The 21,770-nt window shown below is 64.2% G+C and carries 22 protein-coding genes and 1 pseudogene; 12 read left to right on the forward strand and 11 right to left on the reverse strand.

The genetic code is table 11. From position 1 onward, the window contains the following. Both WA965_RS09420 and WA965_RS09425 read left to right on the forward strand, forming a co-directional pair. Positions 1–579 (forward strand): SDR family NAD(P)-dependent oxidoreductase (locus tag WA965_RS09420; RefSeq protein WP_526447415.1); only part of this gene is annotated, 579 nt, incomplete at its 5' end. A gap of 36 nt (positions 580–615) precedes the next feature. Further along, the gene (locus WA965_RS09425) at positions 616–2,112 is read left to right on the forward strand and encodes a serine hydrolase domain-containing protein (RefSeq protein ID WP_526294665.1); all 1,497 of its coding nucleotides are present in this window, start codon (positions 616–618) and stop codon (positions 2,110–2,112) included. On the opposite strand, the gene WA965_RS09430 is transcribed toward WA965_RS09425, so the two are convergent. Next, complete coding sequence (locus tag WA965_RS09430; RefSeq protein ID WP_526294551.1) at positions 2,100–2,726, reverse strand: TetR/AcrR family transcriptional regulator; 627 nt, start codon at positions 2,724–2,726, stop codon at positions 2,100–2,102. The genes WA965_RS09425 and WA965_RS09430 overlap by 13 nt on opposite strands. 86 nt (positions 2,727–2,812) lie before the next feature. On the opposite strand from WA965_RS09430, the gene WA965_RS09435 reads away from it, so the two are divergent. From WA965_RS09435 to WA965_RS09445, 3 genes and pseudogenes are all read left to right on the forward strand, one after another. Then, positions 2,813–3,178: a DUF1330 domain-containing protein gene (locus WA965_RS09435; RefSeq protein WP_526294552.1), complete on the forward strand. Its 366-nt coding sequence runs from the start codon at positions 2,813–2,815 to the stop codon at positions 3,176–3,178. A gap of 177 nt (positions 3,179–3,355) precedes the next feature. After that, positions 3,356–4,030 (forward strand): annotated as a pseudogene (locus tag WA965_RS09440) (NADPH-dependent F420 reductase); the annotation flags it as partial. Between the two features lie 119 nt (positions 4,031–4,149). Continuing rightward, positions 4,150–5,079, forward strand: coding sequence for a serine hydrolase (locus WA965_RS09445; protein WP_526294553.1), 930 nt, complete (start codon positions 4,150–4,152; stop codon positions 5,077–5,079). A gap of 94 nt (positions 5,080–5,173) precedes the next feature. On the opposite strand, the gene WA965_RS09450 is transcribed toward WA965_RS09445, so the two are convergent. Further along, on the reverse strand, positions 5,174–5,998 hold the full coding sequence (locus tag WA965_RS09450) for an enoyl-CoA hydratase (RefSeq protein ID WP_526294554.1): 825 nt from the start codon (positions 5,996–5,998) through the stop codon (positions 5,174–5,176). 11 nt (positions 5,999–6,009) lie between these two features. On the opposite strand from WA965_RS09450, the gene WA965_RS09455 reads away from it, so the two are divergent. Genes WA965_RS09455 through WA965_RS09465 form a run of 3 tightly spaced genes read left to right on the forward strand, consistent with a single transcriptional unit; the run spans position 6,010 to position 8,359 of the window. Further along, entirely contained in the window at positions 6,010–6,633 is a 624-nt protein-coding gene (locus tag WA965_RS09455) for a TetR/AcrR family transcriptional regulator (RefSeq protein ID WP_526294555.1), read from the forward strand. Continuing rightward, entirely contained in the window at positions 6,630–7,133 is a 504-nt protein-coding gene (locus WA965_RS09460) for an SRPBCC family protein (RefSeq protein ID WP_526294556.1), read from the forward strand. Before WA965_RS09455 ends, WA965_RS09460 begins: the two co-directional genes overlap by 4 nt. Further along, the gene (locus WA965_RS09465) at positions 7,130–8,359 is read left to right on the forward strand and encodes a cytochrome P450 (RefSeq protein WP_526447417.1); all 1,230 of its coding nucleotides are present in this window, start codon (positions 7,130–7,132) and stop codon (positions 8,357–8,359) included. Before WA965_RS09460 ends, WA965_RS09465 begins: the two co-directional genes overlap by 4 nt. 290 nt (positions 8,360–8,649) lie before the next feature. On the opposite strand, the gene WA965_RS09470 is transcribed toward WA965_RS09465, so the two are convergent. Continuing rightward, complete coding sequence (locus WA965_RS09470) at positions 8,650–9,504, reverse strand: crotonase/enoyl-CoA hydratase family protein (protein WP_526294558.1); 855 nt, start codon at positions 9,502–9,504, stop codon at positions 8,650–8,652. 373 nt (positions 9,505–9,877) lie between these two features. Between WA965_RS09470 and WA965_RS09475 the strand changes: the two genes are divergently transcribed. Next, positions 9,878–11,167 (forward strand): hypothetical protein, encoded by a 1,290-nt coding sequence (locus tag WA965_RS09475; RefSeq protein WP_526294559.1) that lies wholly within the window; start codon positions 9,878–9,880, stop codon positions 11,165–11,167. Between the two features lie 47 nt (positions 11,168–11,214). Continuing rightward, positions 11,215–11,673 (forward strand): flavin reductase family protein, encoded by a 459-nt coding sequence (locus tag WA965_RS09480; RefSeq protein ID WP_526294666.1) that lies wholly within the window; start codon positions 11,215–11,217, stop codon positions 11,671–11,673. A 100-nt stretch (positions 11,674–11,773) separates the two neighbouring features. Here the strand turns inward: WA965_RS09480 and WA965_RS09485 are convergent, their stop codons facing one another. Further along, positions 11,774–12,646 carry a LuxR C-terminal-related transcriptional regulator gene (locus WA965_RS09485; protein ID WP_526294560.1) on the reverse strand — a complete coding sequence of 291 codons (873 nt, stop codon included), beginning with the start codon at positions 12,644–12,646 and terminating at the stop codon, positions 11,774–11,776. Between WA965_RS09485 and WA965_RS09490 the strand changes: the two genes are divergently transcribed. Continuing rightward, positions 12,633–13,004, forward strand: a complete 372-nt coding sequence (locus WA965_RS09490; protein ID WP_526294561.1) for a hypothetical protein — start codon at positions 12,633–12,635, stop codon at positions 13,002–13,004. The genes WA965_RS09485 and WA965_RS09490 overlap by 14 nt on opposite strands. 172 nt (positions 13,005–13,176) lie before the next feature. Then, entirely contained in the window at positions 13,177–14,736 is a 1,560-nt protein-coding gene (locus WA965_RS09495; RefSeq protein WP_526294562.1) for a long-chain-fatty-acid--CoA ligase, read from the forward strand. On the opposite strand, the gene WA965_RS09500 is transcribed toward WA965_RS09495, so the two are convergent. The 7 genes from WA965_RS09500 to WA965_RS09530 all read right to left on the reverse strand — a co-directional run bounded on the left by WA965_RS09500 (position 14,697) and on the right by WA965_RS09530 (position 21,740). Next, the gene (locus WA965_RS09500) at positions 14,697–16,163 is read right to left on the reverse strand and encodes an aldehyde dehydrogenase (NADP(+)) (RefSeq protein WP_526294563.1); all 1,467 of its coding nucleotides are present in this window, start codon (positions 16,161–16,163) and stop codon (positions 14,697–14,699) included. The genes WA965_RS09495 and WA965_RS09500 overlap by 40 nt on opposite strands. Before the next feature lie 98 nt (positions 16,164–16,261). Further along, the gene (locus WA965_RS09505) at positions 16,262–16,426 is read right to left on the reverse strand and encodes a hypothetical protein (protein ID WP_526294564.1); all 165 of its coding nucleotides are present in this window, start codon (positions 16,424–16,426) and stop codon (positions 16,262–16,264) included. Then, the gene (locus WA965_RS09510; protein ID WP_526294565.1) at positions 16,423–17,442 is read right to left on the reverse strand and encodes an ABC transporter ATP-binding protein; all 1,020 of its coding nucleotides are present in this window, start codon (positions 17,440–17,442) and stop codon (positions 16,423–16,425) included. Before WA965_RS09510 ends, WA965_RS09505 begins: the two co-directional genes overlap by 4 nt. Continuing rightward, entirely contained in the window at positions 17,435–18,457 is a 1,023-nt protein-coding gene (locus WA965_RS09515) for an ABC transporter ATP-binding protein (protein ID WP_526294566.1), read from the reverse strand. The genes WA965_RS09510 and WA965_RS09515 overlap by 8 nt, the downstream gene beginning before the upstream one ends. After that, the gene (locus WA965_RS09520) at positions 18,454–19,419 is read right to left on the reverse strand and encodes an ABC transporter permease (protein WP_526294567.1); all 966 of its coding nucleotides are present in this window, start codon (positions 19,417–19,419) and stop codon (positions 18,454–18,456) included. Before WA965_RS09520 ends, WA965_RS09515 begins: the two co-directional genes overlap by 4 nt. Positions 19,420–19,438: 19 nt before the next feature. Then, complete coding sequence (locus WA965_RS09525; RefSeq protein ID WP_526294568.1) at positions 19,439–20,365, reverse strand: ABC transporter permease; 927 nt, start codon at positions 20,363–20,365, stop codon at positions 19,439–19,441. A gap of 25 nt (positions 20,366–20,390) precedes the next feature. Continuing rightward, the gene (locus WA965_RS09530; protein WP_526447419.1) at positions 20,391–21,740 is read right to left on the reverse strand and encodes an ABC transporter substrate-binding protein; all 1,350 of its coding nucleotides are present in this window, start codon (positions 21,738–21,740) and stop codon (positions 20,391–20,393) included. Positions 21,741–21,770: the final 30 nt, after the last annotated feature.

Here is a 21,770-nt window from a genome sequence, read left to right on the forward strand (position 1 = left end):
ACTCACGAACGAATCCGCTTCATCCAGGCCGATATCGCCGATCTCGACTCGCTGGGGGCTCTGGTTCGACAAGCAGGAGACATCGATGTGCTCGTCAACAACGCGGCCGGCTTTCCCGGTGCGCTGACCGTCGACCAGGATCTCGGTTCCTTCGCGCGCACCTTCGACACCAACGTGCGCGGGTCCTACTTCCTGACCGCTGAACTGGCCCGAGGCATGCTCGAGCGACAGCGCGGCAGCATCGTCAACATCACGTCGATGGTGGCCGCCAAAGGGGTGCCCGCCGCCTCCGTCTACAGTTCGTCGAAGGCGGCACTCGAGTCGCTGACCCGCACCTGGGCCGCTGAGTTCGGTGGTCGACAAGTCCGCGTCAACGCGGTCGCGCCGGGGCCGACAAGAACTGCAGGCGTGATCGCCGAATGGGGTGACACCAACGAAGAACTCGGCCGTGCTTTACCTTTGGGCCGGGTGGCCGAGCCCGAAGAGATTGCGCACGCCGTGCTGTTCTTGGCCTCACCGCGAGCGAGTTTCATCACCGGAGCGGTCCTGCACGTCGACGGTGGCGGAACCGCGATCTGACCTGGACGTCTCGCAGAGTGCCCGGCTACCGTTGACCTGGTGACGGTGTCAAAGTCGCGCGTCGCCCGAGTATGCGCCAGTGGAGCCGTCGTACTCGCGCTGATCGCGGCCACTTCGTGCGGGCACACCACGCAGCCGCCGGCACGCACCACTACATCAACCACCACCGTTCAGGCGACGTCCGTTCCCGGGGTGGCTCCTGTTCCCGAGGTGAATACGGCGGCCGATTTTGCCCCTGTATCCCGCCTGGTCGTTGATGCGATTGCGGCGCAACGGATGCCCGGCGCGGTGGTCCAGATCGGGCACGCCGGCAAGGTCGTCTTCCGGGAGGCGTTCGGGTCGCGCAAACTCGCCGGCGAACCGGGACTCAACGGGGTTCCGACACCCGCTGAGCCGATGACCGAGGACACGATCTTCGACCTGGCCTCGTTGACCAAGAGTGTCGCGACGACGCCGGCCTTTCTCCAGCTCTCCGAGAAGGGCCTGGTTCGGATCGACGACCCTGTGCAGCAGTACCTGCCGGATTTCAACCCCACGAACGACCCGCGACGGGCGCAGGTGACACTGCGGATGTTGCTGACACATACGTCGGGCATTGCGGGAGATCTGAGCCTGGACGGTCCCTGGGGGCTGGACTCAGCCGATGAGGCCGAGGGCATCCGCCGGGCGCTCGGGGCATGGGTGGTGTTCGATCCCGGAACGGCTTTCCACTACTCCGATATCAACTTCATCCTGGTCGGCGCGATCATCGAGAAGATCACCGGCGACCCCTTGGGTACTTACGTACCGGCGAACGTCTTCGCCCCGCTGGGCATGTCAGACACCCGCTACCTTCCGGCGGCCAAAGCCTGCGGTCCGCACCAGATTCGAGGCACCGCGATCACCCTTGGACAGAACGCGCCCTGGCCGGGTCAATGTCCGGAGGGTACGTGGAGCACCGCACTCCTGCCACGCATCGCACCGACGGCGCACGACGGCGACACCCCGGGTCTCAACCCCGACTTCGGGCACCTGCTCCGCGGCACCGTGCATGACCCCACAGCTCGCCGCATGGGTGGGGTGACCGGCAGTGCCGGGGTGTTCTCGACTGCAGATGACGTCGGCCGCTACGCGCAGGCGCTCCTTGATCGTCTCGCCGGGCGGCCGAGCCCCTTTCCATTGACGCAAGCCACCCTGGAAGTGATGACCAGCCCGCAACAGCCGGGGCACACCGCGGGACAGCTCGAGGCCGCCAACAATGCCTCCCGAGAAGCAGTCGCTCCGAACTATCCGGCGCTCGCGGGACAGGACCTCCGCGGATTCGGGTGGGATATCGATACGGCCCACTCCCGACCACGCGGCACGATCTTTCCCATCGGCAGCTTCGGCCACACCGGCTTCACCGGCGTGACGCTGTGGATGGACCCGGGATCGAACACCTACGTCGTCATCCTCGCCAACGTGATCCACCAGCGCGGCGGACCCCCCATCGCGGCGTTGAGCGGCGACGTGGCCACGACGACAGCCCGGATCCTGGGTCTTTACGGCAGCTGAGGTTGCGTCTCCGCCGCCAAACTGCGTCCGACGCCTCGCGCAACCTCCGCGGAGAGGTCGGCCACCGACACGTCGCGGGCCGTCGAGAGCGCCATCATCGCGGTGCCCCGGAGCAATCCGATGATCGCCACAGCAGCGACGGCCGGGCTTGCCTCAGGCCGGATCGAGCCGTCACTCACTCCGTCGCGGACGTACTGCTCGAGTACTTCCCGAAACCGTGCGTCGCGCTCGGCGAACAACGGTGCGAGCGCCGGCTCCGCTCCCGCTGACTCGGTCCACAGCTTCAAGAACGCTTCCGAGCGTGGCGACCGTGCGTGTATCCCGCTCAGATACGACTCGACGAACTGGGTCAACCGGCCCAACCCGGTCGCAGCATCGGTCGGAATGTCGAACTGCTGCGTGTGCTTGATGAGTTCTTCGAGCAGCCGCGCCCTACTGCCGAAGTGATGGTTGACGATGCCGCGGCTGTAGCCGGCGGCATCACCGACGGCAGCCAGCGACACCGCGCGCGACCCGTGGGCCGCGACCAGCGACACCGCGGCACCGAGCACTCGCTGCCGCGTCTCGGCGCGGCGTTCGGCCTGCGTGCGCCGTCCCACCTGCGCGTCAGTCATGTCGGTCATTCTCCCCCATCAACGTGTCGGAGCCCTCAGGTAAGTTGCGTGTCGTCTAGCAAGTAACTACGAAGGAGAGTCCTCGCATGTCCGTCCTCGATGCATCCGATCTCGAGAACTTTGTCGCCGCTGACCCGAATAGCCCCGTGGTGATGTTGAATCTGCTGCGCTTCGTGCCTGACGGCGCTGCCAGATACATGCAATACATCGAGCGCTTCACCAGTTCCGGCGTCAAGGATCGCTACGGCGTGTCAGTCGTCTACGGCGGCGCCGGGCATCCATCGCTCGTCGCCGCTGAAGGAGGCGACTGGGACATGGTCGCGCTGATCAGCTACCCGAGTCGGCAGAACTTCGTCGACATGGTCAACGATCCGGACTATCAGGAGTTCGAGCACCTGCGCGCCGAGTCGGTCGCCGTTGCCGTGCTGCAGCCCACCACCCCCGCCCTGTGATCCGACCGCGAACGCGTTGACCGTGTTGTACGCCAACGAATTACGGGACGACAGCATCAAGGAGAACGCGGTCTGCCCGGGCTACCGGGCCACCGAACTCAGCGGTGGACTGCCCACTCGGAATAGTGCCTACCGGCCGGACGTTGCCCGACGGAGGGTGAACCCAACGCACGGAGGCGATACATGAAGATCGGCATCATCGGGGCAGGACTCATCGGCGGCACGCTGGCACGCAGGTTGCGGGAACTCGGACACGAGGTGACGGTGTCGAACTCGCGCTCCCCTGAAACTCTGGCCGACCTCGCTGCCGAAACCGGCGCAACGGCAACGTGGGCCAAGGATGCAGCGGCCGACGCCGACCTCGTCGTCGTGAGTATCCCGCAGAAGAACGTCCCCGACCTCGCCGCCGGAATCGTCGATGCCCGCAAGCTGGGTGCGCCGGTGATCGAGACCAACAACTACTACCCCCAGCAGCGTGACGGCGAGATCACCGCCATCGAAGACGGTCAGGTCGAGAGTGCATGGGTCGCCGAGTTGATCGGCGCGCCGGTGTACAAGGTGTTCAACGGGATCTGGTGGAAGCAGCTGCTCGAAGGCGGAAAGCCCAGTGGCGCAGCCGACCGTATCGCCCTGCCGATCGCGGGTGAGGATGGGCCCGGCCGTGAACTCGTCCACGACATCGTCGACCAACTCGGGTTCGATCCTGTTGATGCCGGCCCGATCTCCGAATCGTGGCGCCAGCAGCCCGGCACGCCGGTGTACGGCAAGGACCTGAACGCGGAGAACACCCGTACTGCGCTCGCCGGGGCGAGCCCGGAGCGGACGTCGGAATGGAGCGCGCGTACCGCGTGAGTCAGTCGTCTCGAGCTCAGCCAGGTGCCTGCCAGGATCGGTCAACTAGGCTGGGGTGACCGGTGGGCGCAGCTTCGACCCCCGCTCCCCTGGTTCAGGAATTTACTCGAGGGAGAACTATGCGCCGGCGGCTACCGGATCGGGCGATGACGGGCCTGGCGATCGTCTGTGTGGCAATGCTCGCCACTGGATGTGCCCAGGTGCATGGTGCGCCGCCGGTTGCGGAGAACACTCCGCAGTCACTGCCCCAGGCCCCGCCGGCTTCACTGCCTGCGCTGCCCGAAGCCCCGCCGCCCGCCCAACCGGCTCCGTCGTTCGACGGACTCGATGCCCGGGTCCGCCAAGCCACTGCTGACGCAGCCTCCTCGGGGGCCGACATCGAGACCGCTGTGCTGGACCGTGACACCGGACAGCTCGTCTCCGGCGGCACCAACTCATCCTTCCCGATCGCGTCGGTGGTGAAGCTGTTCATCGCCGACGACCTGCTGCTGCGGGAGTCGCAGGGGGAAACGGAACTGTCCCCTGCCGACCGCAGGGCACTGGACAGCATGCTGCGCTCCTCCGACGACAGCGCGGCCCAGAGCTTCTGGGATCGCAGCGGCCAGAACGCCGTCATCGCCCGCGTCAAAGCGCGGTACGGGTTGCCCGGAACCACCGCGCCGTACAACGGACACTGGGACGTGACAACCAGCACCGCAAGCGATCTCGTGAGTTACTACGACAAGCTGTTGAACGGCACCGGAGGGCTGCCGGCCGAACAGGCCAACATCATCATCAGCAACCTCGCACAGTCCACACCGACGGGAAACGACGGATACCCGCAGCGGTTCGGCATCCCTGAAGGTCTCTATGGCGAGCCGGTTGCCGTCAAACAGGGCTGGTTCTGCTGCTGGAACGGCGGCAACCAGCTACACGTGTCCACCGGCGCCATCGGACCCGACCGCCGCTACGTGATGGCGATCGGCTCCCTGGACCCCACCGACGCAGCGAGCGCACGCGAGAACATCACCCAGGCCGTCGAGACGATGTTCCCCGGTGGAAAGATCTAATGCCCTGGTAGATCAGTAGCCGACATCACCGCCTCCAGAATTACCCGGAAGCCACCCGCGCCGCGAGTTCTGCCCGGAGGCGGTTCATACGAAGTCAGTCCTTGAAGTCCGGGCGGCGACCCTCTTTCCGCGCCCGCACTGCTTCTTCAAAGTTCTTCGTCGTCAGACGGATGAACAGCTGTGTGTTGGTCTCCATTTCGATCGCGCCGCGCAGGGTGCCCATCTCGAGACCTGCCCACATGGTCCGCTTGGTCAGCGCCGTTCCCTGCGTGCTCCAACCGTTGATCTGATCCGCGAGATCGAGCGCTTCGGTCAGCAGTTCGTCGTCGGGCACCACGCGCGACACCAAGCCGATCGCGGCGGCCTCGTGCGCAGTGACATCACGGCCCGACAACATCATCTCGAAGGCACGCGATGACCCGATAGCCCGCGGCAACAGGAAACTGAGTCCGAGTTCGGTGGCGGTCAGCCCGTTGTTGATGCCTGCGGCACGGAAATACGCCGACTCGCCCGCGAGCCTCACATCGGCTCCGAGTGTCAGGCACATACCGCCGCCGATCGCCGCACCGTTTATGGCACAGATCACGGGTTGCGGCATGCGTTGCATCGCCGGAACGAGGTCGGCGAGCAACGACATCGCCCTGCTGGCGATCCGCGAAAGACTCAGTCCGTCGATGTTGGGCGGCGACCCGCCGTCGTCACCGGTATCCGCGCCAGAGCAGAAGCCCCGCCCGCGGCCGGTCAAGATCACGCAGGTCGTGTCGTTGTCCGCGGCAACTCTCTCGAACGCCTCGTGCAAAGGCACCATCAGGTGAAACGCCATCGAGTTCATGCGTTCCGGCCGGTTCAGCGTGATCACTGTGGTGTGCGGCCGGGGTTTGTCGATGAGGACGGCAGCACCGGGGTTCGACGCGTTCACGGCAGGGTCTGTTGAATCGGACGGCACAATGGGACACACTAGCGGATGTGTCTAATAACGAGTGGCGGCGCCATGTCGACCTCGACCACGCCGTCGACGAGCTACTCGACGCCGCCGGCAGGGCATTCGCTACCTTCGGCGTCGCGCGCGCCACGATGGTCGACGTCGCCAGGGTGGCCGGCTGCTCGCGCGCCACGCTGTACCGGTACTTCCCCGATCAGGAGTCGCTGCATCATGCATACGTGCACCGCGCGACGCTGCGGATCGCCAATCAACTGACGGCCGACTATGCGACGGGCGTGCCCGACACACTTGTGGGACGCATGGTCTCCGGCATCGCGCACGTCCGGGCCGATCCGTTATTGGCGGTCTGGTTCGAACCCGAGAACATGGCCGTCCCGCTCGCCGTCAGCCAGAGTTCGACGCTGCTCCACTCCATGTCTGTGGCACTGATCGGCCAGCACGACGGGGCGCAGATCGATCAAGACGAGCTTGAGCGGCGGGCTGAGTGGATGTTGCGTTCGATCGTGATGCTGCTGGCCATGCCCGGTTCGGACCCAGAAAAGGAGCGCCGCATGATCGAGCAGTTTGTCGTCCCGGTCATCACCACTACCCCTGTGAGGAGTCAGCCATGAGATACAAATGCGAGAAAGTGGGTGTCGAATTCTTTGAAGAAGCATCTACCCGATACTGCGCGAGCGTGGAGATCGCCGCGTCACCCGATCAGGTATTCGACGCGTTTCTCGACGCCGACGCCTGGACACGTTGGGCGTGGCCGATCACCGCAGTCGAATGGACGTCCGAATTCCCGATCGAGGTCGGGTCGACGCGCACGGTGCGCATGCGCGGCGGCCTCATCGGCTACGAGGAGTTCATCGCCTACGAACACGGCGTCCGCATGGCGTTCCGATTCGACGAGGCGTCCACGAAGGGAATCGAGGCCTTCGCCGAGGATTACCGCGTCACCGACCTCGGCGCCGGGAGATGCCGGGTCGACTGGACCATGGCGATGAAGAACGCTCGACAGCCCCGTTTCGTATCGGCTGCGACGGATCCGATCATGGGCTTCATGGTCCGCCGGATGCTCGGCAAGTTCGGCCGACTGGTTGAGTCCACGAAGATCGGCACGAAATGATGAACCTGCAGACCACGACGCTGGATGACATCGCCCTCACCGACGCGTCGGTGTGGGCGAACGCGGCGCCGCACGACTGGCTCGACCGCCTGCGTTCCGAGGATCCGGTGCACTGGCATCCGGAGAAGGACGGTCCGGGGTTCTGGGCACTGACCCGCCACGCCGACGTCCACCGGGTGTCGACGTCGCCGGGCGAGTTCTCCAGCTACGTCGGCGGGCCGCTGCGCCTGGATCCGGCCGGGGAGGGCGGGCTCGACCAGGTACGGATGATCATCATCGGGATGGATCCCCCGGACCATCGCAGCTTCCGTGCGATCGTGTCGAAGGCGTTCACCCCGAGAAGGATCAGCCAGCTCGCGACGTCGCTGCGAGAAGAGACCGGGCGGGTGATCGGCGAACTGCGCCATGCCAACCGGTGTGAGTTCGTCAGCGACGTCGCCGCCCGCATCCCGATGTGGTCGATCAGCGAACTCATGGGCGTCCCCGAAAAGGACCGCCATCGGCTCTACGAGCTCAGCCATTCGCTCATCGACGACCAGGACCCCGAAGTCGCGCCGACCCCCGAAACCTCGATGGAGGCCTCGATAGAGATCTACGGTTACGCCAGCGAGCTGGCCGCCCGCGAGCGGGCCAACCCTTCGGGCAGTCTGACCAGCGACCTGCTCGCCGCCGAGGTCGACGGCCGAAAGCTCACCGATATGGAGTTCACGCTGTTCTTCATGTTCCTGATCGTGGCGGGCAACGAAACGACTCGCACCGCGACGTCGCACGGTTTACTCACGCTGCTCGAGCACCCCGACGCGCTCGATCGCCTGGTCGCCGATCCCGAACTGATGCCGGGGGCGGTCGAGGAGATACTGCGCTGGGCGCCGCCGATCCACCACTTCCGACGCACCGCGACCACCGACGTCGAATTGGGCGGCAAGACGATCGCTGCGGGCGACAAGGTGTTGATGTGGTACCCGGCCTCCAACCGCGACCCCGACGTCTTCGCCGACCCCCACACCTTTCTCATCGACCGGGACCCGAACCCTCAACAGTCCTTCGGGATCGGGGAGCACTTCTGTCTTGGGGCCAACCTCGCCCGGCTTTCGCTGAGACTCGTGTTCACCGAGTTGCTCGCGAGCGTCGAGAACATCGCGTTGGAAGCACCACCGCGGCGCCTGCACTCCAACCTGATCAACGGCATCAAGGAAATGCGGATCAGCTACGACGTGCGGTCGTGAAAGTTCGACGTCAGAGTCGACGACCTTCTTGTGTTGTACAAGAAGCCGTAATTTGTGTACCCCGCGATGCGGCTTGCGAAGGCCGCGATGACACTGTCACAGGTGAGTGGTCGGGCCCGGGTTCCGTGATAGGCGCCAGCTAGTTTGGTGGCGTTCAGGCGAGGTTCCAGCGGACAGTGTCAGCGGTCCGTTCGGCCGATGCAACGATGCCGTACCTCGCCCAACGCCGGCGCCGGGCGTCTAGTTTCGGAAGGAGGCCCGGGCCTGAGCTCGCGGGTCCCGGACCACCATCACTGGCCCATGAAGTGCGGCTGCCGCTTCTCCAGGACAGCGGAGATGGCTTCGTTGAGGTCGGCCGACGGAAGAAACGCTGAATTCCAGGTGGCGACGTGCCGCAGGCCCTCCTCAACGACGGGACGGCGCGCCCCCTCGAGGATCTGCTTGACGCCCTGCACCGGCAGGGGCGCGTTGCGCGCAATTCGTCGCGCGGTGGCGCGGGCATGTTCGAGGGCGGCCGACCGATCGCTCAGCACGTCATTGACCAGCCCGATACGACAGGCTCGACCGGCATCGATATCGTCGCCGGTGAAGGCAAGCTCACGCAGATGGGCGTCACCGATTATTGTCGGAAGACGTTGCAGTGAACCGAGATCAGCGACAATGCCGACTTTGATCTCGCGAACGCTGAAACGAGCGTCGCTGCTCGCGTATCGAATGTCGGCCGCGGCGATGAAGTCGACGGCAGCACCGATGCACCACCCGTGCGATTCGACGATGACCGGCTTGCAACATTGCGCCACTGCCGAGACGGCGGCCTGGACCTCTCGGATCGCGCAGAGAAAATCTGTGCGCGCAGCGGCCATCCCACCTTCGGAGAACACCTCGCCGAACAACTCGGTCATCACGTTGAGGTCGATGCCGTAGGAGAAGTGTTGGCCGGCTGCGCTGACCAGCACGGCGTTCACGCGCGGGTCTGAATCGAGCTGGCGGAACAGCACCGGTAACTCTCGCCAGAAGTCTATTCCCAGAAGGTTTCCCGTCGTACCCGTATCGATGCAGACCTCTGCGACGCCGTCGTCGATCAGCACGGAGAACGACGACCATTTCGCTTCGCCGTGGCAATGTGGTGAGTTGGTTGCTGACATGTCGTCGTCCTCTATTCAGAAGTGAGTACCATTGCGCGGCCAGCGTGTGGAGGCAGGCCCAGTGCCCGAGGTTAGGGCTACTACTCAGAATTGGAACCATCCAGCCCGCGACATGCTCCGCCGGACGTACGGAAATGCCTCTTTGGGGATACTGCAGACCCACCAGACCCACCAGACGCGCGATGCGGACGCAGCATCCCGGTGTCGTACGCCCCGGCGCGTACTTCCGTATCCATTTCGGGATAACTTGCCCCCCAACGGATTGACCCCACCGCCCAACGGCGGCAGCATCAAACTATCGGATGTGCCGCACAGCACATCTGGCAAATCATGGATGCCCACCAAGGGAATTCGTCGTTCCAGGAGGTCAATGATGTCGCTCGTTGATGAAAGTATGGATGCCCTGAACCGTCGCCGCGATCGGTCTGTGCAGCAGTTCATCGATCGGCGGCTACCGAACTCCTCTCCGCCGAAGTACGATTCCGCTGTCATCGCCGGCAACGGCATCGGCGCCCAGGCCTTCGCGGCACAGCTGGTCAAACATCCCGGCTTCGAAGGCAGGGTGACGTTGGTGGCACCACCGGTCGTCGAATCCCGTCGGCTCGTCAACGGTGTGAGTCTGCGTGGCTTGGCAGCCGACTTCCTTTGTTCAGCCATCGGAACCGATCACGGCGAGCTCCTCCGTGCGACTGCCGGGACCAGCGACGCCGGTCCCGTCGCCTACCGTCAGACCGCGGCGATGGCGACATCCCGCGGAGACACATGGACGTTCAGGACCAAGGGGCCCTGGCAGGGCGGCAATAGGGGCATTAGCGAGCCGCTCGTGTACGGGATCCGCAACAGTCGGCTGGTAGCCGGGTTGCGCGAGCTCCTCGCAAAGCACCCGATCACGTATGTCGACGAGATGGTCGAGTCTGCCGAGCACCTGCGAAGCTACGCAACCGGTTCCCGACCCCTACTGGTCAATGCGACCACCAAGCCCGGCCTGCTAAGCGGTGGGTCCATGAAACCCCGCCAGTTCGTCCTGGCCGTCCAGGCACCGATGGTCACCACGGCATCGGCTTCAGCCGGTCCTCTCCAGCCGCGCACGACGTTCGCTCCGGTCGTCCGACGAGAGGGCATCCTGGATGTCGGCTACTTCACCCCGTTCAGTGATCCGCTGTCTCCCCGTTCGACCTGGTACGGAATCTTCGCCCGGGTCGTCGACGCCGACTCGGGTTTCGACAAGGACCGCGAACTGAACGTGATGATTGCACAACTTCGCGGTGTCGCAGAGGTGATGGGGCTGGCGATCGACGATGAATCTGACACGCTCGCAAGCGCTTTGGTTCCCGCGTCTCCGTGGGGCCAGGTACCGCACTCCACGTCGGGCACGCTGGATCTCAAGCGGATGTACTCCGGCGGCGCGCCGTGCTACTACGCCGACGGAATGGTGTCTTCGGCGATCGGAGGCGTCGTCGGCGCCGAAGCCATCCTTCGTGGCCATGACCCCGACGTGGCGGTACGGCGTGCCTTGCGGCCCTGGCGGCGACACAACTTTCTGTGGTGGCTGGAGACGAACAAGATCGCGCCGCTGGCGGATCTGCTGCTGAGCACCAATGTGCGGGCGGCCATGGCCTACCCGCACACCGCGGGTCTGAGCCTCTGGAGATCGGCAGCATGAACGGAAAGCTCAGACCGCCGATCGAGTACCACGAGTTCCGATCTGGGATGCGGCGCCTTGCCGCTGGCGTCAGTATCATCTCGACAATGGGTAAGCAAGGCCCGCTTGGGATCACGGCAACCGCGGTTACCTCGCTGACTCCCGATCCGCCCAGCGTGCTCTGCTGCGTCAATAGAAACCTGGTGGTTGGCGAAGCGATCACATCCACGGGCCGCTTCGGTCTGAACCTGCTGCGCGAGGAACATCACAGCCTAGCCCGACGATTCGCCGGCATGGACGGCGCTCGGGGTACCGACAAGTTCACCGAAGGCGTTTGGCTGCAACTCGACAGCGGGCCACCTGCTCTGGCCGACAGTCTGGTGTCCTTCGACTGCGAGCTCGACCGCGTCGTCGAGGCCGGTACTCACTACGTGCTGATCGGCCTCATCAATGACATCCGTCTGGGTGCGTTCGGCAACCCACTTGTCTATTGTGACGGCAGCTTCTCCAGCCTGCTGCCGCTCTGACCACCCTCCTCAGAGGCTGCGACTGTCTGCCAGCGGGCACACCACCCGCGTCGATCAGTGGTTGGAGGACACCTTCGTCGTTCTCTCGGAACGAGGATCCCTATTGCCGGTATTGGTCCACGCTGTGCACCGAGTTGGTGTAGTGCGCGACCGCCTGTCCGCGGTTGCCGGCATTGAGCTTGCGCAGGATCCGCTTCACGTGTGTCTTGATCGTGCCCTCGGCCACGACGAGGCTCGACGCGATGTCGGCGTTCGTCGCACCGGTACTCATCAACTGCAGCACTTCAGCCTCACGGCGTGTCAAACTGCGCACGAGTCGCGTTGAATGCGTCGCCGGATCGGTCGATACCGACGCCCCAAACCGCGGTTCGGGGCGAGCAGAGAGCTCAGCGAATAGGCGCCGCGGTAGTCCCCCGGTTCCTGAGAGGACGCGGATGTGCGCTTCGGTCTGCCGGGCGAGGTCGTCGAGGATCTCACGCTGCCTCATGAGCTGTTGCAGGGTTACCGTCCGCTCCAGGGCGTGGCCGATCGACGCGGCCAGGTCCGCCGCGATATCTCTGTCGAAGGTGTCCATGTTGCGCGCGCTGTCGTAGACGTCCAGATGCAACGTCGCCGCGATCTGGCCATTGACCAGAATGGGTGACGCCACATAGCCGGGGGTGCGAATCATCCCGACGATCGGCTGATACGCCTGCGGATCCTGCAACGGATCGGAGACCAACGCGGGTAACCGACGCCGAACGATTTCAGTTTCCAGCACGCCAGGCACCATGTGGATGGGTATGTGTTCGGCGCGTGCCTGGCATTCGGCCGCCCATTCGTCGCGGCCGACGAAATGCGTTGACATCGCGAGCAGGTGGCCGTCATCCAGCCTGAACACCATTGCGCGGTCCATTCCCGACGCTTTGCACGCCTGCTCTGCGGCCGACTTCAATACGCTCGCAGCGTCGCGGTGACCGGTGAACATCACCATCCGCCGCCGCATCGCAGTGGCCGCTCGGATTCTCTCGTCGACAAGCAACTGTTGTTGCTGGGCCCTGAGCTGCTGCAGCGTCAACGCGATCTCGCAGATCCCTGCCATCTGCGGCGCACCGATGTCGGCCGCGCGCATCCGCGAACGCAACTCCGCGATCACCGCGTCCACGTACTCGCCCCCCTCGTTGAGCAGCTCGCCTGTGGCTGAAGGCACCCACCGGGGAACATCGACGACGGTGCGCGCGCTTTCCAACGTTTCAGCCAACCGGGCGGCGACCAACCGGGCGCCGTTGTCGGCGCTCACATCGACCGCCGGTGGCTGCGCCCGCGTCGATGCAAATGCGATCGGCATGTGATCTCCCTCACCATCAATGCTGCACGCAGCATGCGCGCATCTCCGATATTTCCGCAACGTCAGAACCGGGAAGTATCCCGAACTGGGTACGCCTATGGCCTTTCTATGGGGACGCCCGACGCCTGCGATATCGGAAGGATGGTTGTCCACCCATCCGTTGTGAAAGAAGGCTCGTGACGAACTACGCATCGCTTGTCAACTGGGCGAGCGCCCGACACCCGGATCGGCCGGCCATCAAATTCGAGACAGCCACCATCACCTACCGCGAACTCGATCGCTCGGTCCGCCAGATGGCGCAGGTGCTCAGGTCCCGCGGATTGGTGCGCGGCGACCGCGTTGCGCTGATGGCCGGCAACTGCCCCCTGTTCATCATCGCGTTCTGGGGCGCTATACGCGCAGGATGTGTCGTGGTTCCGATGAATCCGCTGCTGCGGGAACGTGAGATCGATCATCACCTGATGGACTCGGGCGCCAAGGCGTTCATCCACTCCGAAACTGCGCTCCAGGAAGCAGCAGCAGCAGCCGCATCGGCGGGAGTCGGAGTGCGGTGGACGATCCGGGACCGCACCGCGGACGTCACCATCCCCGCGACGGATCTCGCCGCAGCGCTACGGTCGATGCCGGGTCAGACCAGAAACTCTGACGAACTCGAACCGACTAGTGCCGGTGATCCCGCAGTTCTGCTCTACACCAGCGGCACGACCGGTCAGCCGAAAGGGGCAGTCCTCACGCACGCCAATCTGACTTGCAATGTCGCCGTGTTCAGCACCACATGCCTCGGCATCACCGCAGACGACGTCGTTTTCGGCGCGCTTCCGCTGTTCCACAGTTTCGGGCAGACCCTGGGGATGGGCGGCGCATTCGCTGCGGGTGCATGCTTGTGCCTGCTGGAACGGTTCACCCCCGACACCGCACTGGAACTGATTGCCGACCACCAGGTAACCATCATGCTGGGCGTGCCGACTATGTACATCGCGATCCTGCAGGCCGCGAGCGGCCTCCCCGACGCGTTGGCCACCCTTCGGATCTGCCTCAGCGGGGGTGCTGCTGCGCCGGTCGAGATGCTCTGCCAACTCCGAGACCGATTCGGATGCAGGGTCCTCGAGGGCTACGGGCTGTCCGAGACCTCGCCTGCGGCATCGTTCAACCACCCGGATCGGCCGACAAAGGTCGGGTCGATCGGCACACCTGTCTGGGGAACGGAAATGCGGATCGCCGAAAACAGCATCGAGTTGTCCACCGGCGAGATCGGTGAGATTCAAGTCCGCGGACACAATGTGATGTCGGGCTACTTCAACAAGCCCGAGGAAACCAAGGCGGCGTTCGAACTCGATGGGAGGTGGTTCAAGACCGGCGACCTCGGCTACGTCGACACCGACGGATACTTCTTCGTCGTCGACCGCAAGAAGGACCTCATCATCCGCAATGGGTACAACGTCTATCCCCGCGAAGTCGAGGAGGTTCTCTACAAACACCCCTCAGTGCTCGAAGCAGCAGTCGTCGGAGCCCCGCACGCGACGCTGGGCGAAGAGATCGTGGCAGTCCTGGCTGTGAGGCCGGGCCACCCATTCGACGCGCCCGAGCTTCAGCGCTGGTGCAAGCAACACCTCGCACCCTACAAGTACCCGCGCATCATCATCGAGACCGACTTTCTCCCAAAGGGTCCCACCGGAAAGATCCTCAAGCGTGCCATTCAGGTGCCGGAGTGCGCTGCCCCCAGATCGATCCGTTGAGGCACGTTCAGCGGGTTGTCGTCACGCAACGCCGCGGGGAGCATCTCCTGCGGAAAGCCCTGATAGGCGACGGGACGGAGAAATCGTTCGAGAGCGGCTGTGCCCACCGACGTACTTCCCGGTGCGGTCGTCGCCGGATATGGGCCGCCATGCTGCTGCGCATAGGTGACCGAAACCCCCGTTGGCCACTGATTCCACAGCAGTCGTCCAGCTCGACCACTCAGGATTCGAAGAAGTGTGCGTACATCATCGCCGGCCTCGCCGTGGATTGCTGCGGTGAGCTGTCCCTCCAGCCGGGCAGCCACCGCCTCCAAGTCCGACTGCTCGCGGTAGGTGACCACCAGTGCGCTCGGACCAAAGCACTCCGACGTCAAGATGTCGAAGTCCTGGAGTAGGTTTTCCGCTGTTGTGGTGAGCAGTGCTGATACTGGCTCGCCGGCGGGTTGGCCCGTCTCCCCGGCAATCCGATCGACACCTGGACGGGATTCCAGCTGTTCGAGTGCTTTCAGGTATCCGGCGCCGACCCTGTCATCGAGCATCGGGGTGGCCGCCGGAATGTCGAGACCGCGTAGGTGCTCGACAATCGTGGAGTCCGCAGGGACGAACAACAGCCCCGGCTTGGTACATAGCTGACCAGCACTGCCGGTGACGCTTTGGACAAAGCTCTCAGCGATGGCCTGACCACGGGCCGCTGCGGCGGCTCGAGTCACGAAAACCGGGTTCACACTACCCATCTCGGCATAGAAGGGAATCGGGTCCGGTCGCGAATTAGCCAGATCGAACAACGCCCGCCCCCCGCGAATCGACCCCGTGAAGGCGCCGGCTTTCACCCGCGGGTCCATCAGGGCGTCTCGGCCCGCGTCGAACCCAAACACCATCGAGAAGACTCCTGCCGGCGCCCCAACCGACGCCAGCGCCGAATCGACGACCTGGCCCGTGGCTGCCGAGAGCCGGGGGTGACCGGGGTGGGCCTTCATGATCACCGAACACCCGGCTGCCAGTACCGAGGCGGTGTCACCGCCGGCGACGCTGAACGCAAACGGGAAATTCCCGGCCGCGAAGATCACCACGGGGCCCAACGGCAAGAGGACGCGGCGCAAGTCCGGCCGCGGTGCACCCATGGGCCAGTCTGAATCGGCCCGGTCGATACGCGCATCCAGGTGGGCACCCTCGGCAACGGTTCGAGCGAAGAGCCGCAATTGGAATGTGGTTCGCTTCAGTTCCCCCCTCAACCGCGCTTCCGCGAGGTGTGTCTCCTCCTGCGCGATGGGCACGAGCTCGTCGCCGGCTGCATCTATGGCGTCAGCGATCGCGTCGAGCGCCACTGCGCGCGTCGCCCCATCGGCGATCGCCCACACTTCTGCGGCGTGAGCGGATGATGCCATCAACGCGTCGAGGTCGGCAGCGGTCGTTTCTGTCACCGTCATGTTTGACTCCATTCCAATCGAGGGACTTCACGTTGGCCCGCCAGTCAGCGAGGCCAGTTGAACGATGATGAGCAGCACGACACCCGAGGCTGATGCCGTCAGCGCAGCGAGACGAAGGCGCCGGCGAGTACTGCCGGCAGCATCAACGCGGCGACGGCCAGCACCGGCGCTACCAGCATTCCCATACCGAACCCGATCGACGCCTGGAGGCACGCTCCGGCGAAGATCGCCACCCCAAGAATGGTCAGCTCGATCCAGTTCACGTGCTCAGCGCGCGGCTCGCTCGATTGCTGGTTGTCACCTCCAGCGGGAAATGACACTCGAACACATGCCGGGCGTCGTCCTCGGTGGACTCGCTCGTCGGCTCAACGTTCGAGCATCGCTCCTCGGCGCGCCAGCATCGGGTACGAAATCGGCAGCCGGACGGAGGATTCAACGGTGAAGGAAGTTCCCCCTCGAGAATGATCCTGCGGCCCGGCTCGCCGGAGGTGTCCAAACGAGGGGAGGCGGACATCAAGGCAGCTGTGTAGGGATGGCGTGGCCGGTCGAAGACGTCCGCAGTTGACCCGGTCTCCACAATCCGACCCAGATACATCACGGCGACCCGATCTGCCACGTGACGCACAACGGAAAGATCGTGTGAGACGAAGAAATAGGACACGCCAAGCCGCTGCTGTAAGTCGTTGAGCAAGTTCAGCACCTGGGCCTGCACGGAGAGATCGAGTGCAGACACAGGCTCGTCCAGCACCATGACGTCGGGATTGAGCGCCAGCGCCCGTGCGATGCCGATGCGCTGCCTTTGACCGCCGGAGAATTCCCCCGGCGACTTCGATGCATCGCGCGCGCTGAGGCCGACCAGGTCGAGGAGTTCAGTCAAGCGATCCCTGCGTTCCGCCGCCGATTTGAGGAGGTCTCGGTGCGTCGCCCACGGTTCGGAAATGATCTCACCCGCCGTCATGTGGGAGTTCAACGAGGCGTACGGGTCCTGGAACACCATCTGCACCCGGCGCCGCCACGCCAACAACTCCTTGCCCTTGAGCGTGAACGGATCGATGCCGTGAAAACGTATGGTGCCCTCGTCAGGCCGTTCGAGCAGTAGGAGTGTCCGCGCCAAAGTTGACTTGCCACAGCCTGATTCACCGACCAGAGCCACCGTCTCACGCCGGCCGAGCGTCAAGTCGATGCCGTCCAAGGCGCGTAACCTGCCGGTGCCCCGTGCGGTTCCGGCGACGCGGAAAGTCTTGCACACCCCGCGAACTTCCAAGATCGGCTCATCCATGGTCAAGCTCCTTCGAAAAGTGGCACGCCGCCGAACGTCCGCCGTCCGCCATCTCCAACTCAGGCCTGGTGACCCGACAGATGTCTTGTACGAGAGGGCAGCGGGACTGGTATACGCATCCGGACGGAAGTTCATGCAGCCTGGGCGGACTACCCGGGATCGACTTCAAGTCACTTCCACGAGGCACATCGACGGGAACGGACTCCAGCAGGCCCTTCGTGTAGGGGTGCCGCGGATCACCCAGGACGTCGACGACTCGGCCTGTTTCGACCACCTTGCCGCCGTACATGACTGCGACGGTGTCCGCTTCTTCGGCAACGAGAGCCAAGTCGTGAGTGATCAGCACAACGGCCATCTGCCCTTCCGTCCGCAGACTTCGGAGCAGGTCCATGATCTGTGCCTGGATGGTGACATCAAGGGCCGTCGTCGGTTCGTCGGCGATCAGCACTCGTGGGTTGAGGGCGACTGCCATGGCGATCAGAATGCGTTGCCGCATGCCGCCGGAGAACTGGTGCGGGTAGTCGTTCACCCGGTTTCCGGGCTCGGGGATGCCGACTCGGGCCATCAACTCGACGGCCTCGGCCTTGGCAGCTTTGGCGGAGAGTCCCCGGTGGATTCTGAAAGCCTCGCCCAACTGGGTGCCTATCGGATAAACGGGGTTCAACGCCGTCAGCGCATCCTGGAACACGATTCCCAACTCGGGCCCGGCCACCTTCCGGCGCTGACGTGGACTCAACCCCATCAGTTCGACGCCGTTCAAGTACGCCTCTCCCCCGGCTACGTCGGCGATCGGCGGGAGGAGACCGGAAATGGCCTTCGCCGTCATCGATTTGCCGCAGCCGGACTCCCCCAACAGGGCCAACGTCTGACCCGCGAAAGCTTGAAAGCTGACGTCGTCCACTGCGCGCACATTGCCGGTCGGGGTTCTGAGATCGACGCTGAGCGCCGCGACATCGAGCACCAGCGCGTCGGTCTCCGCGCGGGTCGACTCATGTTGTCTGGTAGCAAGTTTCACTTCTGCTGTCCGTTCGTAGCGGGGACCGCGGTGCGGCGGGTACGCGGCAGCGTCAACCTCCACCTTTGGCCGGGGTCAGTGGCGATGCGCAACCACGCCGCGAGAATGTTGGCCGAGACCGTGGTGACGATGATGCAGAGCCCCGGGAAGAACGACAACCACCACGCCGTCTGGAGATACTGCCGGCCCTGCGACACCATAAGTCCCCAGCTGACGTCGGGAGGCTGAATTCCGATGCCCAGGAAGCTCAAGGCCGACTCAGCCAACATCACGTAGCAGAACTCCAGCGTCGCCAGCGTGATCATCGTGGGCAATACCACGGGGATGACATGGCGCCGGATGATCGCGTTCGGCCCGGCACCGAAGGTTCGCGCCGCGTCGACAAACGTTCGGCTGCGCAGTTCGGCAGACTCGGCGCGAGCCGTGCGCAAGTAGATCGGTATCCGGGTGATGGCGAGAATCAGGACGATGTTCGCGACACTGGGCGAGAACACGTAGAGCACCACCACTGCCAACAGCAGGGACGGGAAGCTCATGACCACGTCGGCGAACCTCATGGACGCCGTCTCGCGCCACCCTCGGTGATAGCCCGCCCACACACCCCACAAGGAGCCGACGACAAGGGAGATGAGTACCGCCGGGATGGCGACCAGCAGGGTTGTCTGAGTTGCCAATACCAGCCGAGCCAGCATGCTGCGCCCCAACGGATCGCTGCCCAGAATGAACTCCCAGCCGGCGTCCGGGCTGAACGGCGGCCGATTGGCCGCCGAAAGGTTTTGTGCGGTGGCCAAGTCGCCCATCAGAGTCGGCCCCACCAAGGCCACCAGAGCGACCGAGAGCAACACCAGCGCGGCAAGGGTGGCGAACGTGTCTTTGAGCAGCAGCCGCGGCAGGCTCATTCGATCGACGTCACGGGTGTCACCAGGGTCGGTGACGGGTGGATCGATAACAGTTTCGGTCATGAGTGAACGTGCCTCCGTTCTAGGCCATCGCCGCGGGCCGAACCCGGGGATCCAGCAGTGCGTAGCCGAGGTCGATCAAGACGTTGAGGGTGAAGATGGCGACTGCGGTGAGCAGCACTGCCGCTTGGAGGACGGCGAAATCGCGCTGCAGGATGGAGTCGATCATCAGCTTGCCGATGCCCGGCCAACCAAAGATGAACTCCACGACGACTGCGCCGTTGACGAGTCCGACCGCCAGATCGCCGGCGACGGTCAACGCCGGCGCCGCTGCGTTGCGCAGGGCGTGTCGGGTCACGACTCTGAAGTCGCTCGCCCCTTTGCTCCTCGCAAGGGTGATGTACGGCTCGGACAAGGCGCTGACCATGGCCCCGCGCACTACCTGCACCAGCACCCCGAAGGGCCTCATGAGCAGCACGCCGATCGGAAGTACCCACGATCCGATTCCGTCGACACCCGAGGTCGGCAACCAGCCGAACGAGATGGCGAACACCAGGATGCCCATGATCGCCAGCCAGAAGTCGGGGATGCTGGCAGCAGCCATCGAGGTCAGGCTGGCAACGCGGTCCGCGATTCCGTTGGGCTGCAACGCTGCCCAGCAGCCGACGACGACGGCCAGGATGGCGGCCAGGATCATCGTGACCGCGGCCAACTGCAGCGTGTTCGGGAAGGCCCGCAGCGCCATCTCGGCTGCGGACTGCCCGGTTCGCAGCGACTCCCCGAAATCGAGCCGCAGGACACCCCTGAAGTAGTCGATCATCTGAGTCAGCAGCGGATCGTCGAATCCGTTGCGGGCACTGAACTCGGCACGCATCTGATCAGTGGCGTTCAATGGCAGGTAGAGGCTCGTCGGATTGCCCGTCAATCGCGCCATGGCAAACACACCCAGCACGACGATGAGTAACGGCAGTGCGCTGGAGAGGATTCTCTTTCTCAGGTATACGAGCATGATTTTCCCTGTATCGGCCGCGTCATCATTCCGCGGAGCTGACGTCTGCTAGCCGTAGTTCGTCACCCGATGCGGAATTGGGTTCGTAGGCTATGTCTTTGGCCACGCTCATTTCACCGGTCATCCGAGCGATGTAGGCGAACTGAACCAGTTCTTCCCGCTCATAGGCGAACGCATCGGCGTAGGCCTGCTGACGCTCGTCTGCGGTCTTGGTCGAAGCCTCGGCGAGGATTGCATCGAACTCGCCGGTACCGAACATGCTCATCTGACCGTTCGATGCCATATACGAATCGACGCTGAAAGAGGCATCCCCGGCCTGATTGCCGTGCTGGATGAGCATCGCGATGGCGCCCTCATCCTCGATGAACGGTCGGACCTGATACTGCAACCCGACGGACGTCTCGACGATCTTCACCTGAACGTTGAGCCCTGCCCGTTCGATCTGCTCCCGAAGGACCTCGGTCAGCAGGGAAATCTTCGGGAACTGATCTGCGCGGGCGACGATGGTGATCGGACTGTCGGTCGGGACTCCGTCAGCCTTGGCCTCTGCCACCAGCTTCTTGGCCTGATCAAGGTCGAAGGGCCACGGTTCCAGGCCATCGTTGTAGCCGACGACTCCGGGTGGAACGATCTGCGAGGCGGGTTCGGCCGCATCCGTATAGAGGGAGTCGGTGATCGCAGCCTTGTCGATCGCGAAGTTGATGGCGCGACGCACCCGGATGTCATCGAGCGGCGCGATGTTGCCGCTGAATCGCAGTGCCACCGTCTCATTGTTGGGATATGTCACACCCAGGTCGCCCGCGCCGTCGTCCTGGCTGAGACCGGTCGCAATGTCTGCTTCACCGCCGGCGACCATTGCGGCTCTCACCGTCGGTTCCGACCGCCACTGATATTCCACCGTGTCGTAGGAGGGTGAGTCGCCCCAATAGTTGCCGTTGCGCGACAGCGTGATTCGCTGGCCTGCATCCCAGTTCTCGATGGCGTAGGGCCCGGTACCAATGGGGGTCCGAACCTTGTTCTCGGCATCCGTGGGCGCACCGACCTCGATGAACGAAAGTCGCAGTGGAAGAACCGGATCAGGTCCGTCGGTGGTGATCGTCAACGTGGTGTCGTCGACGACCTGGACCCCCAGATTCGGGTCACCGAAGATCTGACCTTCCACGTCACAGCCGAGGTTGGAGTTGACAGCGCGCTCGATCGCGAACGCGGCTGCCTCGGCGTTGAACGGGGTGCCGTCCTGGAACTGCACGTCGTCGCGCAGCGTCAGCGTCCATTCGGTGTCGCCGGTGGACTCCCACTTGGTCGCCAGTTTCGGAGCCAACTCGCCTGTGGTCGGATCCCGCTCGATCAGCGGCTCTGTCACATTTGAGCGCACCACGACACCTGTCGAGGCGAGTGTCGCTTC

The organism is Mycobacterium sp. (genome assembly GCF_049683935.1).
GTDB lineage: Bacteria > Actinomycetota > Actinomycetes > Mycobacteriales > Mycobacteriaceae > Mycobacterium.

What these genes read in the sequence shown, in the direction of transcription:
- WA965_RS09430 (WP_526294551.1), bottom strand. Translation starts at nt 2,726, where the DNA reads ATGACTGACGCGCAGGTGGGACGGCGCACGCAGGCCGAACGCCGCGCC.
- WA965_RS09435 (WP_526294552.1), top strand. Translation starts at nt 2,813, where the DNA reads ATGTCCGTCCTCGATGCATCCGATCTCGAGAACTTTGTCGCCGCTGAC.
- WA965_RS09445 (WP_526294553.1), top strand. Translation starts at nt 4,150, where the DNA reads ATGCGCCGGCGGCTACCGGATCGGGCGATGACGGGCCTGGCGATCGTC.
- WA965_RS09460 (WP_526294556.1), top strand. Translation starts at nt 6,630, where the DNA reads ATGAGATACAAATGCGAGAAAGTGGGTGTCGAATTCTTTGAAGAAGCA.
- WA965_RS09465 (WP_526447417.1), top strand. Translation starts at nt 7,130, where the DNA reads ATGATGAACCTGCAGACCACGACGCTGGATGACATCGCCCTCACCGAC.
- WA965_RS09470 (WP_526294558.1), bottom strand. Translation starts at nt 9,504, where the DNA reads ATGTCAGCAACCAACTCACCACATTGCCACGGCGAAGCGAAATGGTCG.
- WA965_RS09475 (WP_526294559.1), top strand. Translation starts at nt 9,878, where the DNA reads ATGTCGCTCGTTGATGAAAGTATGGATGCCCTGAACCGTCGCCGCGAT.
- WA965_RS09480 (WP_526294666.1), top strand. Translation starts at nt 11,215, where the DNA reads ATGCGGCGCCTTGCCGCTGGCGTCAGTATCATCTCGACAATGGGTAAG.
- WA965_RS09485 (WP_526294560.1), bottom strand. Translation starts at nt 12,646, where the DNA reads ATGGTGATGTTCACCGGTCACCGCGACGCTGCGAGCGTATTGAAGTCG.
- WA965_RS09500 (WP_526294563.1), bottom strand. Translation starts at nt 16,163, where the DNA reads ATGACGGTGACAGAAACGACCGCTGCCGACCTCGACGCGTTGATGGCA.
- WA965_RS09510 (WP_526294565.1), bottom strand. Translation starts at nt 17,442, where the DNA reads ATGGATGAGCCGATCTTGGAAGTTCGCGGGGTGTGCAAGACTTTCCGC.
- WA965_RS09520 (WP_526294567.1), bottom strand. Translation starts at nt 19,419, where the DNA reads ATGACCGAAACTGTTATCGATCCACCCGTCACCGACCCTGGTGACACC.
- WA965_RS09525 (WP_526294568.1), bottom strand. Translation starts at nt 20,365, where the DNA reads ATGCTCGTATACCTGAGAAAGAGAATCCTCTCCAGCGCACTGCCGTTA.